The organism is Streptomyces liliiviolaceus, from assembly GCF_018070025.1.
Taxonomy (GTDB): domain Bacteria; phylum Actinomycetota; class Actinomycetes; order Streptomycetales; family Streptomycetaceae; genus Streptomyces; species Streptomyces liliiviolaceus.
In genome coordinates this window covers 1,231,209-1,244,013 of sequence record NZ_JAGPYQ010000001.1, presented here as the reverse complement: position 1 = coordinate 1,244,013, position 12,805 = coordinate 1,231,209, and the positions used below count along the sequence as shown (strand labels likewise).

The following is a 12,805-nucleotide window of genomic DNA, read 5'->3' as shown; positions in this document are numbered from 1 at the left end:
CGACGAGCACGAGAAGCACGACGAGCACGAGAAGCACGACGAGCACGGGAAGCAGGGAGAGCCGACGTGGGCCGAGTGCGCCGTACACAACGGGCCGCGGCCCTCGTCGCCCTGCTGGGCACGCTGGTGCTGCTCCTGCTGGGCGGCGCGACCCCCGCGTCCGCCCACTCGGCCGTACGGGACACCGACCCCCGCGAGGGGTCCGTCCTGAAGACCGCGCCGCGCGAGGTCACCATGACCTTCACCGAGTCGGTCGGCATCACCGACGACTCGTTGCGCGTCCTCAGCCCCGAGAACCGCCGGGTCAACGCCGGCGACACGCAACACGTGTCCGGCAGCTCCGACAAGGTCCGCGTACGGCTCCGCGACGACCTGCCCGACGGTACGTTCACGGTCGCGTGGCGGGTGGTCTCGGCGGACAGCCACCCCATCTCCGGCGCCTTCACCTTCTCCATCGGCGAGCCCTCCGCGACGACCGCCACCATCTCCGCCGAGCCGGCCGTGAACCCCGCCTCGGGCGCCCTCTACGACATCGCCCGCTATGCCGCGTACGCCGCCGTCGCCCTGCTCATCGGCGTGGCCGTCTTCGTCCTGGCCTGCCGCCCGCCGAGCACACAGCCGCTCCGCGGGCTCGTGCGCGCCGGCTGGTGGGCCCTCCTCGGCACCACGGTCGTCCTCGTCTTCCTGCGCGGCCCGTACGAACGCGGCACCGGCCCGTCGACCCTCCTGGACCCGGCCCTCATCGAGAACACCCTGACGAGCAGGCCCGGTTGGGCCCTGCTCGCCCGGCTCGTGCTGCTGGCGGGGACGGCGGTCTTCCTCGTACGGACGGAGGCGGCGCTGCGGCGGGCCGGGGCCGAGGGACCGGGATCGGGACCGGGGCAGGGAACGGCGCCGACGCCGGTCGTTCTCGCGGTCGGCGGGTTCCTGGCGGTGGCCCTCGCGGGCACGTGGGCCGTCGCCGAACACGCGTCCGCGGGCATCCAGGTGCCCCTGGCGATGACGTCCACCATGCTGCATCTGCTGGCGATGGCGGTCTGGCTCGGCGGTCTCGGCGCCCTGCTCACCGCGCTCCACCGGTCGGAGGTCCCGCTCCCGGCCGCGTCCGTGCACCGCTTCTCGCGGCTGGCGTTCACCTCGGTCACGGTCCTGGTGCTGACCGGCGTCTACCAGTCCTGGCGCGGACTCGGCTCCCTCGACGCGGTGTTCGGCACCTCGTACGGCCGGATCCTGGTCGCGAAGGTCTGCGCGGTGGTGCTGCTGCTGGCCGCGGCGGCCTTCTCGCGCCGCTGGACGGCCCGGCTGACGGAGGTGGCCCGACCGTCGAAGGCGCGGGTGCCGAAGATGGCCGTGTCGGTGTCCGGGCCCGGCTCGGCATCCGGCCCGGCCTCCGACTCGACGTCAGGGCCGGTGGCCGACGCCCCCTCGCCGTCGTCCTCATCGTCCTCATCGCCCTCGTCGTCGCCGGCGTCCGGGGCGGAAGGCGGCGGGGCCGGTCACCGCGCCCTGCGCCGCTCGGTTCTCGCCGAGGTCGTCGTGGGGGTGGCGGTGCTGGTCATCACGACGGTACTGACCGGCACCCAGCCCGGCCGCGCCGAACTGGAGACGGCCGCGGCGGCCGAGTCCACCGCGAACGCGGCCGGCGGCGGCCCGACCGCGTCCACGACCCTGATCCCGTTCGACGTCGGCACCCCGGGCGGCCACGGCAAGGTCCAGATCGTCCTGGAGCCGGGCCGTGTCGGCGAGAACACGGTCGAGGCGGTCGTCATCGGCCCCGACGGAGGCATCGCCACCGTCCCCGAGATCAAGCTCTCCTTCACCCTCAAGGCCCAGAAGATCGGCCCCATCGACGCCCGGCTCACCGACCAGGGCGGCTACTGGGGGACCCGGTCCCTCAACCTGCCGCTCGCCGGCACCTGGACGATGAAGGTCACCATCCGCACGTCGGACATCGACCAGGTGTCGGAGACACGGCGGGTGAAGATCGCCCCTTGACCTGGGCCTGGGGAAAGGGCTGGGCCGACCTGCGGGGACGGCTGCCGGGCCAGGGGTGTCCGGGATATCCGGGGTGTCCGGGACATCGCTACCAGGTCGGCATGATCGCCTCGGGGTACCGGGACCCGGCGGCCCCCCTCGGCAGGATCTCCTGGACGCGGGCCAGGTCCTGCGGCGTGAGCGTGACGTCCGCGGCGGCCACGTTCTCGGCGAGGCGCCGCGGGCTGCGGGTGCCCGGGATCGGGACGACGTCGTCGCCCTGGGCCAGCAGCCAGGCCAGGGCCAGCTGCGTCACCGAGATCCCCTTGGCCGCCGCGAGGGCGGTCAGTTCGCGGATGGCGGTCAGGTTCCGCTCGTAGTTGCCGGGCTGCCAGCGGTCGTCCCAGCTGCGCATGTCGTCGGCGGGATACTCGGCGGCGGGCTTCACGGTGCCGGTCAGGAACCCCCGGCCGAGCGGCGAATACGGTACGAATCCGATGCCCAGCTCGCGCACCACGGGCAGCACGTCGGCCTCGACGGCCCGCTCGAACACGGAGTACTCGGTCTGCAGCACGGACACCGGGTGGACGGCGTGGGCGCGCCGGAGGATGTCGGGCCCGGCCTCGCTCAGCCCCAGGTACCGCACCTTGCCTTCGGCGATCAGCTCGCCGATCGTGCCCGCCACGTCCTCGATGGGTACGTCCGGGTCGACGCGGTGCTGGTACAGCACGTCGATGTGGTCGGTACCGAGATGGCGGAGGCTGTTCTCGGTGACCTCGCGGATGTGCTCGGGGCGGCTGTTGAGGGCGTACCCGTCGGCGTTCTGCGGCGCGTCCATGTCGAAGCCGAACTTGGTGGCGATCATGACGTCGTCGCGGATGCCGCGCAGGGCACGGCCGAGCAGCTGCTCGTTGCTTCCGGTGCCCATGCCGTACAGCTCGGCGGTGTCGAAGAGGGTGACGCCGAGTTCGTACGCCCGGCGGATGGTCGCGATGCCGCCGGGTTCGTCGCCGGCGCCGTACGCCATGGTCATGCCCATGGTGCCGAGACCTATCGCGCCGACGGTCAGTCCCTGCCCGCCGAGAGCGCGGACGGACAGCGCACCGCTCTTGCCCTGCCGGTCCTGGTCCTGGCCCTGGTCCTGGCCCTGCTGATTCTGCTGGTTCTGCTGTTGATCGCCTTGCTGTGTCATGCCGTCAACGCTAGGAGCGCGCACGCCGCGGGGCATGGGCCGACGGCCGCATAGGATTGCCTGATCCTCTCAGGGTCCTGAGGGATCTCAGGGATCTCAGGGATCTCAGGGATCTCAGGGCCGCCCGGCCCGGGCCTGCGGACACAGACAGGGAGCACGCATGCTGGACGAACTCGCCGCGGTCATCGCCCGGCACGGCAGCGACATGTGGTCCGACACCGCGGTGCCGCGCCAGCGACTGGTGACACTCGACGAGCCGCCCGCGCCGCTCGACCTGCTCTACGAGCCGATGCTCTGCTTCGTCGTCCAGGGTTCCAAGAGCAGTGTCGCGGGCGAGCGGAGCTGGACGGCCGGTAGCGGGCAGGTGTTCCTCAACTCGCTGGTCCTGCCGGTCACGGCCACGTTCGAGGAGGTGCCGTACCGCTCGGCGGTCATGCGCCTGGACGGCGCCCGGCTCGCCGAACTCCTGCTGGAACTGGAACCGGACGGCACCGATCAGCCCGCTCTCCCGGGGCCGGGCCCGGCCGGCCCGGTCACGGCACCGATGACCGACGAGATCACCGACGCGGTCACCCGCTGGGTACGGCTGCTCGACACCCCGCGGGACATCCGCGCCCTGGCGGGCCGATTCGAGATGGAGATCCTCTACCGGCTGCTCGGCACCGAGCTCGGCCCGACCCTGCGGCACTACACGCTGGCCGACTCGTCCGCGGCCAGGATCCGTACGGCGGCCCGTTGGATCTGCGCGCGGTTCGCGGAGCCGCTCGCTGTCGAAGAGATCGCGGCGACGGCGCACATGAGCACCGCGAGCCTGCACCGCAACTTCAAGGCGGCCACGGGCATGAGCCCCCTGCGCTTCCAGAAGCACCTGCGCCTCCAGGAGGCCCGCCGGCTCCTCCTCGCCGGTGACACCACGGCGGCGCTGGTCGCGGAGAAGGTCGGCTACGTGTCCGCGACCCAGTTCAACCGCGAGTACCGGCGGACGTACGGCCTGCCGCCGGGCCAGGACACGACCCGCCTGAGAGACCGACTGGCGGCCGCGGACAGCAGGCCGGTCTAGGCCGCCCTCTTTTCCCCTCCCTCACCCGGGATCCCAGTGGGCAAGGCGGTCCAGGGCGGCGGAGGTCCGCGCGAAACCCTGGTCGCCGAGGAGGGCGCGCAGCTCAGCGTTGAAGCGGTCGATCTCCGGCTGGGCGGCGCGCAGGGCGGCGCCGCCCTCGTCGGTGAGCTCCAGCGTGACGGCCCGGTGCTCGCGCGGATGGGCCCGCCGGACGACGAACCCGGCCGCGGTGAGCCGCGCGACGAGCGCGGTGACGGCGGACTCGCGCAGCCCCAGGGTGCGGGCGAGCTCCCGCTGCGTCCCGCCGGGCCGCTCCCGCACGGCGAACAACGCGCCGAGCTGAGCGGTGGTGACCCCGGCGGCGGCCGTGCAGCGCCGGTCCGCGACGGTACGCAGCCGATGCGCGGCCCGCTGCAGAAGAAAGAACAACCGCTGATCGGCCTCGTGTTCGGACATGGCCCCGATGTTGACAGACGCGACAGCCGTACGGGACGCTCACTTCACCAGTGAAGTGAGCGTGATCCGGCTCCCGTCGTTCGAGTTCGAGGTGTGGCGTGAAGGACTCCCTGGACCTGTCCGCCGCCCAGGAGGCACTGGCGGCGCAGCCTTTCAGCAAGCTGCTCGGCACCCGCCTGGTGGCCTTCGGCAAGGGCGAGGCGGTACTGGAACTGGACATCCGGGACGACCTGCGCCAGCAGAACGGCTTCGTGCACGGCGGCGTACTCGGCTACGCGGCCGACAACGCACTGACCTTCGCCGCGGGCAGCGCCGCCGGAGCACACGTACTCACCTCGGGCTTCACCATCGACTACCTGCGCCCGGCGGACGGCACCCTCCTCAGGGCCCACGCCCACGTCGTACGAGCCGGCCGCACCCGAGTGGTCTGCCGCTGCGACCTGTCGACGCTGGACGCGAAGGGAACACAGACACTGTGCGCGGTGGCCCAGGGGACGATCGCGGTACGGGCTTCCTGAAAGAGGCCAACGAAAACAGAGAACAGCGAGAACAGAGACCAACAAAAACAGAGAACAACGTTGAAGGGCCCCACCGCGAGGTGGGGCCCTTCAACGTTAGTGCCCGGTGAGGCACTGGCGGAGGATACGAGATTCGAACTCGTGAGGGGTTGCCCCCAACACGCTTTCCAACTGTCCGCGTGAGTGTGCGGGGGCGTTCGTGTGGGTTCACGGGACAGGTCAGACTGGGTCCGCGTACGGCGATGAACGGCAGTGTTCTGCGATGCACTGGACAAAGACCAGGACAACGAGCGGCAGGAGCCTCGATACGCTTTCCAACTCTGCTGGTGGACGTTCCTGGTGGTTCAGTGCTGCCCAAGCTGCATCCGTCGGCGTCTGCGGTGCGTCCTCCGCACGGTCCTCTTTCGTGAAACCGCGCGCAAGTCACTACCGGTGGTCGCTACCGTCGAGGTTGCGAGTCGGTGTTGCCCAGTGGTGGGTTCCCGCCAGGAGAGATAGACGCACGATGGTCGTCAGCGTCCTTGATTCAGCCGCTACGCTGCACTAGCGCGCGCCGTCCTGGACAAGGACAGCTTGAGACAGTTAGGCACGATGCTGAGCGGGGGCCGCTGAATGAATACACAGCCAGAGCATGAGGCAGTTTTCGCAGAAGGAATCACATACTTCGTCTTCTCTTTCGATGCTGGACGCCCGTTGGATGTCCAGAAAACAGCAGACAAGATTCTGCGGTCGGGTATAGCCGAGACGGTGGTATCGCCTCGTAATGGCGAGGTGCGCGTTGCTCACAGGTACCGTGATCTTGTGCGACTGATGCGACACACTTCCGCTTTGACAGGGTTGGCTCAAGCGCTGCAAGAGCGGACTCTGCGCCGATGGGCAATGCGCCATCCCATCTGGGCTGCGAGGATAATCGGACGCCCTTTCTTCCCTAGGTTGGGACTCTCTAGAGAGGGTGGCAGTAGGCGATTTGACGAAGTCATCGATTCTCTAAACTCGAACATCGCCTTCATTCAAGAGGCGGTTGCGCGAGAGCAACTGATTAATGCGATGCAGCATGAAGCAGAAAAGAGACTACTGCGCCCTGACTATCTCCAGAGTGAGCCGTATTTGCGTCTACGTTTGCGTAGTGCCGGACTGTGGTTGACTCGCATTGACGGCGGAGGGATGCGTGCTCCTGGTGATTTCGGGCAGGGAGTAGAAGCGGACGTTCTCCTATTGATTCACCGCTCTGGAGTCATGCAGTTGACGGTCGCCCTGAGGGCTCCTAGCGGCGTAAAGGCCGATGATTACCGGGATCTGGCTTTCGCTTCGTCTGAAAATGTATCGGCTGCTCGGGTGTCTGAGCCCGTATTGAGGGCTGTTTATGGGCGTCGTACAAAAGCGATGTTGGAAGAGGTGGCTGGCGATTGGGATGAAGAAATGGAAGCGGGTGCACGCTGGCGCAGGATTCCATTCGAGCGGCCGTCGAGCGTATCTTCTCTGTTCTCCCTGTATGCGGATGGAATTGCAAACGTAATTGACAGCGATTGGAGTGGTGATTGGTTTTGCTTCCCTGTAACCTTTATTGACAAGGTCGACTGTTGTGAATCGGGGGAGCGGTTTAAGCAGGTTCACGGAGTTGAGTTGAAGAATGCGATTCTTCGAAGTGTGGATGTTTCGGATATTCGGCCCGAATTCCTAGAGGGTTTGATGCCTCCCGACAGTTCCTTGACTCGCGCCACATCGCTCTACTTCAACATGTCTTCCTCTTTTGAGGTTCGCTGGCCGGGGTCACCCTCGGCTGATTTCTATGGGCATCTTCAACGGTTGATAGTTTTCGAGAGTGCCCTGCTTCAATACTGGCAAATCCGCTTGCTTGATCGGCGGGTGGGTATTACTAGTGGAAAATTGAAAGAAGTGCGCAGTCTTCAGGTGGAGGCAATTTTCGGATTGCGGGAGTATCGCGAGTCGTCGATTTCCTATGGTACAGCCAGGGAGATTGTTGATCAGCTCTCTTCTGAGTGGCGCAATGATAGGCTGTATGGTCACGTATTGGAAAGTGTCGACCAATTGCAGCAGCTTGTTGGGGCTGCTGAATCTGCAAGGTCAGCTAAGCGGGCAAATTCGCTGGCTGCAATCGCGCTAGTGGCTGCTATCTTTTTGGGCCTTCCTGCAGTGGGTGACACGCTTGATATCGCAGAAAAAGTGGAGGTGGATGGTTTCCTTGCCCTTCCATTGAAGCCATTCCGGTATCTCGCCTCACGTGGTGATGAGGGTACCTGGATTGGGTACCTGCTATTCCTTTCTGGTGTGACGTTCTCGCTACTGCTTCTGGTGATTGGGCGGCTAGTTCCGAGACTTCGGCGACGTCAGAAAGAGGCTGGCATTGTATGGCCGCTCGGGACGGTCACAGTTGAGGTGAGAGACGGTAGATCCACTGGAGATTCGTGAGAATCGGAGCAGCATGCTGCTCACCGTGTGATTTAAGGATCATTTCCAACGATCTGCGTGTCTGTGTGGAGTTTCGGTGGTTGATAGAAGCCAAGGCTGAAATGACGGTTCCTCACCTTTCCGAGGTGAGGAACCGTCATTTCATGGATCAGGAAGGAAGGAATCCCGGCTTTTCCCTGCCCAGATCTTGAAGATGGTTCAAGTAACCCTGAGCGGCCGGTTCAGTGTTGTAGCGCTGCCGCATGACGGCCGCGAGTTCTCGACTGGTCATGATCAGGGAAGGGACGGATTGACGCTGCCCCTGTAGGGCGCGCTCACCGTGAATGACTGCTTGTTCGAGGTCGCCCTCGCGCGCTGCGGCGACCCCCAGCGTTACCCGCGCTTCGGCATTCCGCATGGGTGAGCGTTCCGTGCCGTCGAAGTCAGTTCCTGCGCGCAGAACCTCGTCCGCGAGCGTTCGCGCAAGTCGGTCTTCCCCGACCAGCCGGTAGCAGTCCATCGCATAGAAATCGAACTTGGCGGGGTCCACAACAAAGTGGTTGTCCAGGTTCTCGGGATACGGCATCCCCTCTAGCAGTCGGCGCCCCTTGTCGAGGGCTACCTCAACTTGCCGACGGTCCCCGAGTCGCGCCCACGCCTTGGCTTCCTGGCCGGCGAGCTGCACGGCGACACCGTGGTGTGCTGCTGTCTCTGCCCCGGCTTGCGCTGCGGCGATAACTCCGCGGTAGTCGCCGGTCGTGAGGGCGAACCACGCCCGCATCTCGTGTGCCCACCCTGCCACCTCGGGGTGGTCGGACTCGGTCGCGAGCGAGAGAGCGGCACGCCGCGTTGACTCGGCCGCGTGACGGTCACCCGTGTCGTACTCGACACAGCCGACCAGCAAGGCGAGCCAACCCGACAGCGCGAGCACCTCGCGATGCTGGGCAAGCGTGAGGCTCTTAGTGTGCAGGTCGACAACGCGGCGTAGCCACTGCCGACCCTCGATAAGAAGCTGAGCACTCGGCATGAACGGGTATTCGGAACAGAGGCGGTCCGTGGTGATCCGGAGTGCATCGAGCGTCGCGCTGTCGACGTCGGACCGATTCAGGCGACTCACGATCTCCAGAGTCTCCATGCCGCTCGCTGCCAAGATTTCCTTGTCTCCGTCCCGACGAGATGGAGCAGGAAAGAGCGCGTGAGTCACCGTGCCGAACACGGCAGCGATAAGCGGTTGATAAAAGTCGTTTGGTGCTTGGCCGGACTCCCAGCGCTTCCACTGGCGAATCATGCTGTCGTCTGCCGGCAACTCCGTGGGCGCATGCGCGCGCAGGGCCCTGACCGCATCACGCTGTGACCAATCGCGCGCTTGTCGTTCGGCAGCGATACGTCGTGCCCATGCGGGCCTGTCGTCAGTCATGCGCCCTCCTCCGAGTGCCTACTCCGAGTCTCACGCACGGGCAGGGGGGACAGGGAAGGGGACAAGGGGGTGTCACTGAGCATGTCCCCGCCCCCTTCCTGCCGTCCCCCTGCTGTCACTTACCTCACACACTCCGTTACTCCCATGCTGGTTGCAGATCAAGCGCCACCCGGTGCGGAGCGGCTTTCCAGCGCTTCGAGTCGTTCGGTCAACGTCTTGAGTTGGGAGCGGATTTCCTTGATGTCATCACGCACGTTGCTACCCGGAGTGGAGCCGTCGCTGACGAAGTTGCCCAGGTTGCCCGCCGACACGATCAACCCCTCGGTCCGGAGTGCGGCTAGCCCGTTCTGGATGGTCTGGCTGGCGTACCCGAAGCGGTCCATCAGCTCTCGCTGAGAGGGGAGTTTCTCCCCCGGCTTCATCTTCCTGATGTCGTCGCGGAGCGCGTCTGCGACCTGCACCGCCTTCGGCTTAGGCCCTCCTGTGACAGTCATGCCTTGAGGGTACCCACCACAGCGAACTAGTGCGCATCACCTCGCAAGGGTTGTGCACCACAGCAGACTAGTGCAAGCTAGTCAGTGAGAAGGGCCCTGAATCTTGGGGCTGTTCCTAGCTTCGTGGCGCCTCGCGCCACAGCTGACTTCAACGGCGAGAGGTCCCCGGGTGGCACCCCGGGGACCTCGGTCGGGCCGTTCCGTCGATTGAGGAGAGACGACCCATGAAGTACATCGTTGCTGGTCATGAAGCCGTTACCGCGACGGAGTTCGCGGAACTGGCGTTCGGTATCGACCCGGAGCTGTTCACCGACCCGGCCATGGAGTCCGAGGGTGATCGGGTGGTGCGGCTGGACGTGGCGCGCGAGGTACTCGCGGAGCTGCGGGAGTCGGACCCGCCGGCCGCGGCGTACGCGGAGACGCTGCTTCGTACGAGCCCCTTGAGGGACGCGCGGGCTGCGGCCCGTCGGCCGCGGACGCGCCGGACGGCGCGTGGCTCCGCGGTGCGTGCGGCGGTGGCGGCATGAGTGAGCGCGAGATCCTCGACAGCTTCCCCGCCGGTCACCCGCGCGGCTCCTGGCCGGCTGAGGAGCGGGCCGCAGCGCTGCGGGAGCAGGGCGAGAGCGCCACGGTCGTCATGGACCTGGACACAGACAGCTTCCTGATCGTCTCCGAGGGGGCTGCCGTATGAGCGGGACCCTGACGCTGGACGAGTTGGCCGTGCCCCTGCGGGCGCTGCGGCTGCTGTCCGTGGACTTCGGGCACCTGCCGGCTCCGTCCGTGCACGTGACGACGATCTACCCGGAGCGGGTGGAGTTGGCGTTCTACGACGACCTTTCCGGCTTCGAGAGGTGGCGGGAGGCGCTGGGGGTCGCCCCGGAGGCGGTGACCTACCAGGAGCAGACCGACGGACGGACCGGAGTTCTGAGCGCGAGCGTCGACCACGCGGGCGCCACGGTGCTCCTGATCGCTTACGCCGACGTCGTCACCCCTGCGTTGGTCGGGGGTGCGGCGTGAGCGCCGCGGCTCGCGTCGACGCTTCGGTGACGCCCGTCGACACCGCGTCGACGCCCGCCGTCGTGGACCACGCCATCACCGCTCTCGCGGCCGTGCTCACGGTGCTCCTGACGGCGGTGGCGTTCTGGCTCTCCTACGAGCACTTGCAGGAAGTCGCCGCCCGTCACGGCATGCAAGAGGCGGTTGCCCGGTCGTGGGCGTGGCCGGCCACGGTGGACCTGTTCATCGTGATCGGGGAGCTGCTGATCCTGCGTGCCTCGCTCGCGCACCGGGTCGACTGGTGGGCAATCGGCCTGGTCACCGCAGGTGACGGCGCTTCCATCGCGCTGAACGTGGCGGGAGTCGGGCAGGATGCCGGGGCCCTGAACTATGTGGTGGCCGCGGTTCCTCCGGTGGCCGCGCTGCTGGCGTTCGGTGCGCTCATGCGGCAGGTCCACGCCTACCTCGCCCGCCGTGCGTCGACGGGCGTCAACGTCCCGCCGCCGGGCGTCGAAGCACCCTCGACGCCCGTCATGGTGAGCGTCGACCACCCGACCGCCCCGCCGGCTGCCCCGGTGATTCCGGTGCCCGCGGCTGTGGCCGTTCCGGTGGCTGTGGAGGCTGCGTCGACGCCCGTCGACCTGTGCGCCCCGGTGCTCTACCCGAACCGGGTCGATCAGTTGGTGCGCGCCCTGTACGGCACCGACTTCACGCAGCCGAGCACGGCCCGCATGACACAGGCCATGGCCGCGGCAGGGCTGGGGACGTCGGAGTCGACGGCCCGCACCGCCCGCGGACGGGTCAAGACCCGCGAGCCGCACCTCGCAGACCTCCCGACCGCGCTCACCGGCTGAACGGGAGGACGGCTCCCATGTCGTACTCCTACGCAAAGTGCTTCGACCCCAACGGCGCCCGCCACGGGATCCCCACCTTCCCGTGGCGCTGCGCCCCGGACGGCTACGCCACCCGCCGGCAGCTCCGTGCCCGCGGTCTGCGCCCTGGTGGGCAGCCGGTCGCCGGGCAGGTGCTGCGCCCGCGCTACCGGCGCGGCCCGCTGGTCGCCTACCTCTACCGCCTCGACTGCGCCAAGCCCGTCCGGCCGATGACGCCGGCGAAACGGGCCGCACTCGCCAAGGCCAACACCGCACGCCGCACCTGCCCGCAGTGCCGACGGGATGCCGGCTACGTCATCCCCACCTCGCTCGGGGTGTGCGTGCCCTGCGCCTACCCCGACGACGAACAGCGCGCCGCCTGAACACCCCATCATCCAGCCTGGAAGGGGCCTTTCATGGCCAGCCCGAAAACCGTCCGTATCCCGCGCCAACGTGGCCGCGGACGGCAGCCGTACATCGTCGTCGTGCCGGAACACCGGCACTCCCTGACCGGGCGCGCGGCCTCTGCGCTCGCGCTGTTCGCGTGGGACCACCGCCGTGCGCTCGCCCCGACCGGGCTGGCGTTACTGGCGTTCGTGCTCACCGGACTTCTGCACACGCTTGCGTGGTGGGCGGCTCTGGTGCTCGCTCCGGCCGCGCTCGCGCCCCTCGTCTGGTTCGCCCTCGTTCAGCGCCGCCACCCCGCCGACGGTTCCGCGCTCGCATGGCGGATCACGCTCACAGCCGTCTCCGCTCTCGCCGGGGGATGGGTGGCGCTCGCGACCGCGGCCGGCCCGCTCGCCGGGCCGCTGGAGATCTGGTGGCTGCTGCTCCTGATCGGCACACAGACCGCATGGCTCATCGTCCGCCACACCCGCTGAATCCCAGGGAGATCAGTCGATGACAGCCGCCAACGGCACGAACAAGTCCAACAAGTTCACCAACGCGGGCGCTGCGGTCGGGGGGTTCGTCGGTGCGATGGGCGGCTCGTTCGTCCCGCCCGTCAACATCACCGTGAACAACAACCGTGCCCGCAGTAGCGGCCGGCGCGGGCACGAAACCCTGCTCCCCGCACCGGACTTCAGCTCCCCCGCGCTGATCCGCAACTACTGCAACACCCTGCGCGCGGCTGCGGTGACCTTGTCCATCGAGGTGGCCATGGGTGCGGAGATTTTGAACGGCGTGCTTGCGGCGGTGCCGGACCCGGAGGGCCGCGCGTTCGGCTCCCGCCTGCGTGCGGCCAAGGTGACGCGCAAGATGCGCCGCGCCTCCGACGACCTGCGCCACGCGGCCAAGAGCGCGGCTGCCTGCTACGCGAAGTTCCAGCAGGAGTACGAGGAAGAGATCAACCGCGTCCGCCACCGCGCCCGCAAACCGCAGACCCCCGCCATCGACTGGGCACAGCAGTAAGGAGGCG

Annotated in this window: 15 protein-coding genes; 11 read left to right on the top strand and 4 right to left on the bottom strand. The window is 67.4% G+C overall.

The window, feature by feature from the left end:
* Window positions 1–66: 66 nt before the first annotated feature.
* Complete coding sequence (locus J8N05_RS05450) at window positions 67–1,995, top strand: copper resistance CopC/CopD family protein (protein WP_247706158.1); 1,929 nt, start codon at window positions 67–69, stop codon at window positions 1,993–1,995.
* Window positions 1,996–2,083: 88 nt separating this feature from the next.
* Here J8N05_RS05450 and J8N05_RS05445 read toward each other — a convergent pair whose 3' ends face one another.
* On the bottom strand, window positions 2,084–3,166 hold the full coding sequence (locus J8N05_RS05445; protein WP_210881326.1) for an aldo/keto reductase: 1,083 nt from the start codon (window positions 3,164–3,166) through the stop codon (window positions 2,084–2,086).
* Window positions 3,167–3,326: 160 nt separating this feature from the next.
* Here J8N05_RS05445 and J8N05_RS05440 point away from each other — a divergent pair, with 160 nt between their 5' ends.
* Window positions 3,327–4,226, top strand: coding sequence for an AraC family transcriptional regulator (locus J8N05_RS05440; RefSeq protein WP_210881325.1), 900 nt, complete (start codon window positions 3,327–3,329; stop codon window positions 4,224–4,226).
* A 21-nt stretch (window positions 4,227–4,247) separates the two neighbouring features.
* On the opposite strand, the gene J8N05_RS05435 is transcribed toward J8N05_RS05440, so the two are convergent.
* Window positions 4,248–4,682, bottom strand: a complete 435-nt coding sequence (locus J8N05_RS05435; protein WP_210881324.1) for a MarR family winged helix-turn-helix transcriptional regulator — start codon at window positions 4,680–4,682, stop codon at window positions 4,248–4,250.
* 98 nt (window positions 4,683–4,780) lie between these two features.
* On the opposite strand from J8N05_RS05435, the gene J8N05_RS05430 reads away from it, so the two are divergent.
* Both J8N05_RS05430 and J8N05_RS05425 read left to right on the top strand, forming a co-directional pair.
* Window positions 4,781–5,200 carry a PaaI family thioesterase gene (locus J8N05_RS05430; protein WP_210881323.1) on the top strand — a complete coding sequence of 140 codons (420 nt, stop codon included), beginning with the start codon at window positions 4,781–4,783 and terminating at the stop codon, window positions 5,198–5,200.
* A gap of 612 nt (window positions 5,201–5,812) precedes the next feature.
* On the top strand, window positions 5,813–7,630 hold the full coding sequence (locus tag J8N05_RS05425) for a hypothetical protein (protein ID WP_210881322.1): 1,818 nt from the start codon (window positions 5,813–5,815) through the stop codon (window positions 7,628–7,630).
* A gap of 148 nt (window positions 7,631–7,778) precedes the next feature.
* Here the strand turns inward: J8N05_RS05425 and J8N05_RS05420 are convergent, their stop codons facing one another.
* Window positions 7,779–9,026, bottom strand: a complete 1,248-nt coding sequence (locus tag J8N05_RS05420; protein ID WP_210881321.1) for an XRE family transcriptional regulator — start codon at window positions 9,024–9,026, stop codon at window positions 7,779–7,781.
* A 158-nt stretch (window positions 9,027–9,184) separates the two neighbouring features.
* Window positions 9,185–9,520 (bottom strand): GntR family transcriptional regulator, encoded by a 336-nt coding sequence (locus tag J8N05_RS05415; RefSeq protein WP_247706157.1) that lies wholly within the window; start codon window positions 9,518–9,520, stop codon window positions 9,185–9,187.
* A gap of 224 nt (window positions 9,521–9,744) precedes the next feature.
* Between J8N05_RS05415 and J8N05_RS05410 the strand changes: the two genes are divergently transcribed.
* The 7 genes from J8N05_RS05410 to traA are packed head-to-tail and all read left to right on the top strand — an operon-like array spanning window position 9,745 to window position 12,798.
* Window positions 9,745–10,047 carry a hypothetical protein gene (locus tag J8N05_RS05410; protein ID WP_210881320.1) on the top strand — a complete coding sequence of 101 codons (303 nt, stop codon included), beginning with the start codon at window positions 9,745–9,747 and terminating at the stop codon, window positions 10,045–10,047.
* Window positions 10,044–10,211, top strand: coding sequence for a hypothetical protein (locus tag J8N05_RS05405; protein WP_210881319.1), 168 nt, complete (start codon window positions 10,044–10,046; stop codon window positions 10,209–10,211). The genes J8N05_RS05410 and J8N05_RS05405 overlap by 4 nt, the downstream gene beginning before the upstream one ends.
* Entirely contained in the window at window positions 10,208–10,537 is a 330-nt protein-coding gene (locus J8N05_RS05400; RefSeq protein WP_210881318.1) for a hypothetical protein, read from the top strand. The genes J8N05_RS05405 and J8N05_RS05400 overlap by 4 nt, the downstream gene beginning before the upstream one ends.
* A complete protein-coding gene (locus tag J8N05_RS05395) occupies window positions 10,534–11,370 on the top strand; it encodes a DUF2637 domain-containing protein (protein WP_210881317.1) in 837 nt (278 codons plus the stop codon). Before J8N05_RS05400 ends, J8N05_RS05395 begins: the two co-directional genes overlap by 4 nt.
* A 17-nt stretch (window positions 11,371–11,387) precedes the next feature.
* Entirely contained in the window at window positions 11,388–11,771 is a 384-nt protein-coding gene (locus J8N05_RS05390; RefSeq protein ID WP_210881316.1) for an RRQRL motif-containing zinc-binding protein, read from the top strand.
* Window positions 11,772–11,804: 33 nt separating this feature from the next.
* Entirely contained in the window at window positions 11,805–12,269 is a 465-nt protein-coding gene (locus J8N05_RS05385; protein WP_210881315.1) for a hypothetical protein, read from the top strand.
* 19 nt (window positions 12,270–12,288) lie between these two features.
* Window positions 12,289–12,798 carry a plasmid transfer protein TraA gene (gene traA / locus J8N05_RS05380; RefSeq protein ID WP_210881314.1) on the top strand — a complete coding sequence of 170 codons (510 nt, stop codon included), beginning with the start codon at window positions 12,289–12,291 and terminating at the stop codon, window positions 12,796–12,798.
* The last annotated feature ends 7 nt before the right edge of the window (window positions 12,799–12,805 follow it).

Coding starts and splice junctions, on each gene's coding strand:
- J8N05_RS05445 (WP_210881326.1), bottom strand. CDS start 3,166: ATGACACAGCAAGGCGATCAACAGCAGAACCAGCAGAATCAGCAGGGC.
- J8N05_RS05440 (WP_210881325.1), top strand. CDS start 3,327: ATGCTGGACGAACTCGCCGCGGTCATCGCCCGGCACGGCAGCGACATG.
- J8N05_RS05435 (WP_210881324.1), bottom strand. CDS start 4,682: ATGTCCGAACACGAGGCCGATCAGCGGTTGTTCTTTCTTCTGCAGCGG.
- J8N05_RS05425 (WP_210881322.1), top strand. CDS start 5,813: ATGAATACACAGCCAGAGCATGAGGCAGTTTTCGCAGAAGGAATCACA.
- J8N05_RS05420 (WP_210881321.1), bottom strand. CDS start 9,026: ATGACTGACGACAGGCCCGCATGGGCACGACGTATCGCTGCCGAACGA.
- J8N05_RS05415 (WP_247706157.1), bottom strand. CDS start 9,520: ATGACTGTCACAGGAGGGCCTAAGCCGAAGGCGGTGCAGGTCGCAGAC.
- J8N05_RS05410 (WP_210881320.1), top strand. CDS start 9,745: ATGAAGTACATCGTTGCTGGTCATGAAGCCGTTACCGCGACGGAGTTC.
- J8N05_RS05405 (WP_210881319.1), top strand. CDS start 10,044: ATGAGTGAGCGCGAGATCCTCGACAGCTTCCCCGCCGGTCACCCGCGC.
- J8N05_RS05400 (WP_210881318.1), top strand. CDS start 10,208: ATGAGCGGGACCCTGACGCTGGACGAGTTGGCCGTGCCCCTGCGGGCG.
- J8N05_RS05390 (WP_210881316.1), top strand. CDS start 11,388: ATGTCGTACTCCTACGCAAAGTGCTTCGACCCCAACGGCGCCCGCCAC.
- J8N05_RS05385 (WP_210881315.1), top strand. CDS start 11,805: ATGGCCAGCCCGAAAACCGTCCGTATCCCGCGCCAACGTGGCCGCGGA.
- traA (WP_210881314.1), top strand. CDS start 12,289: ATGACAGCCGCCAACGGCACGAACAAGTCCAACAAGTTCACCAACGCG.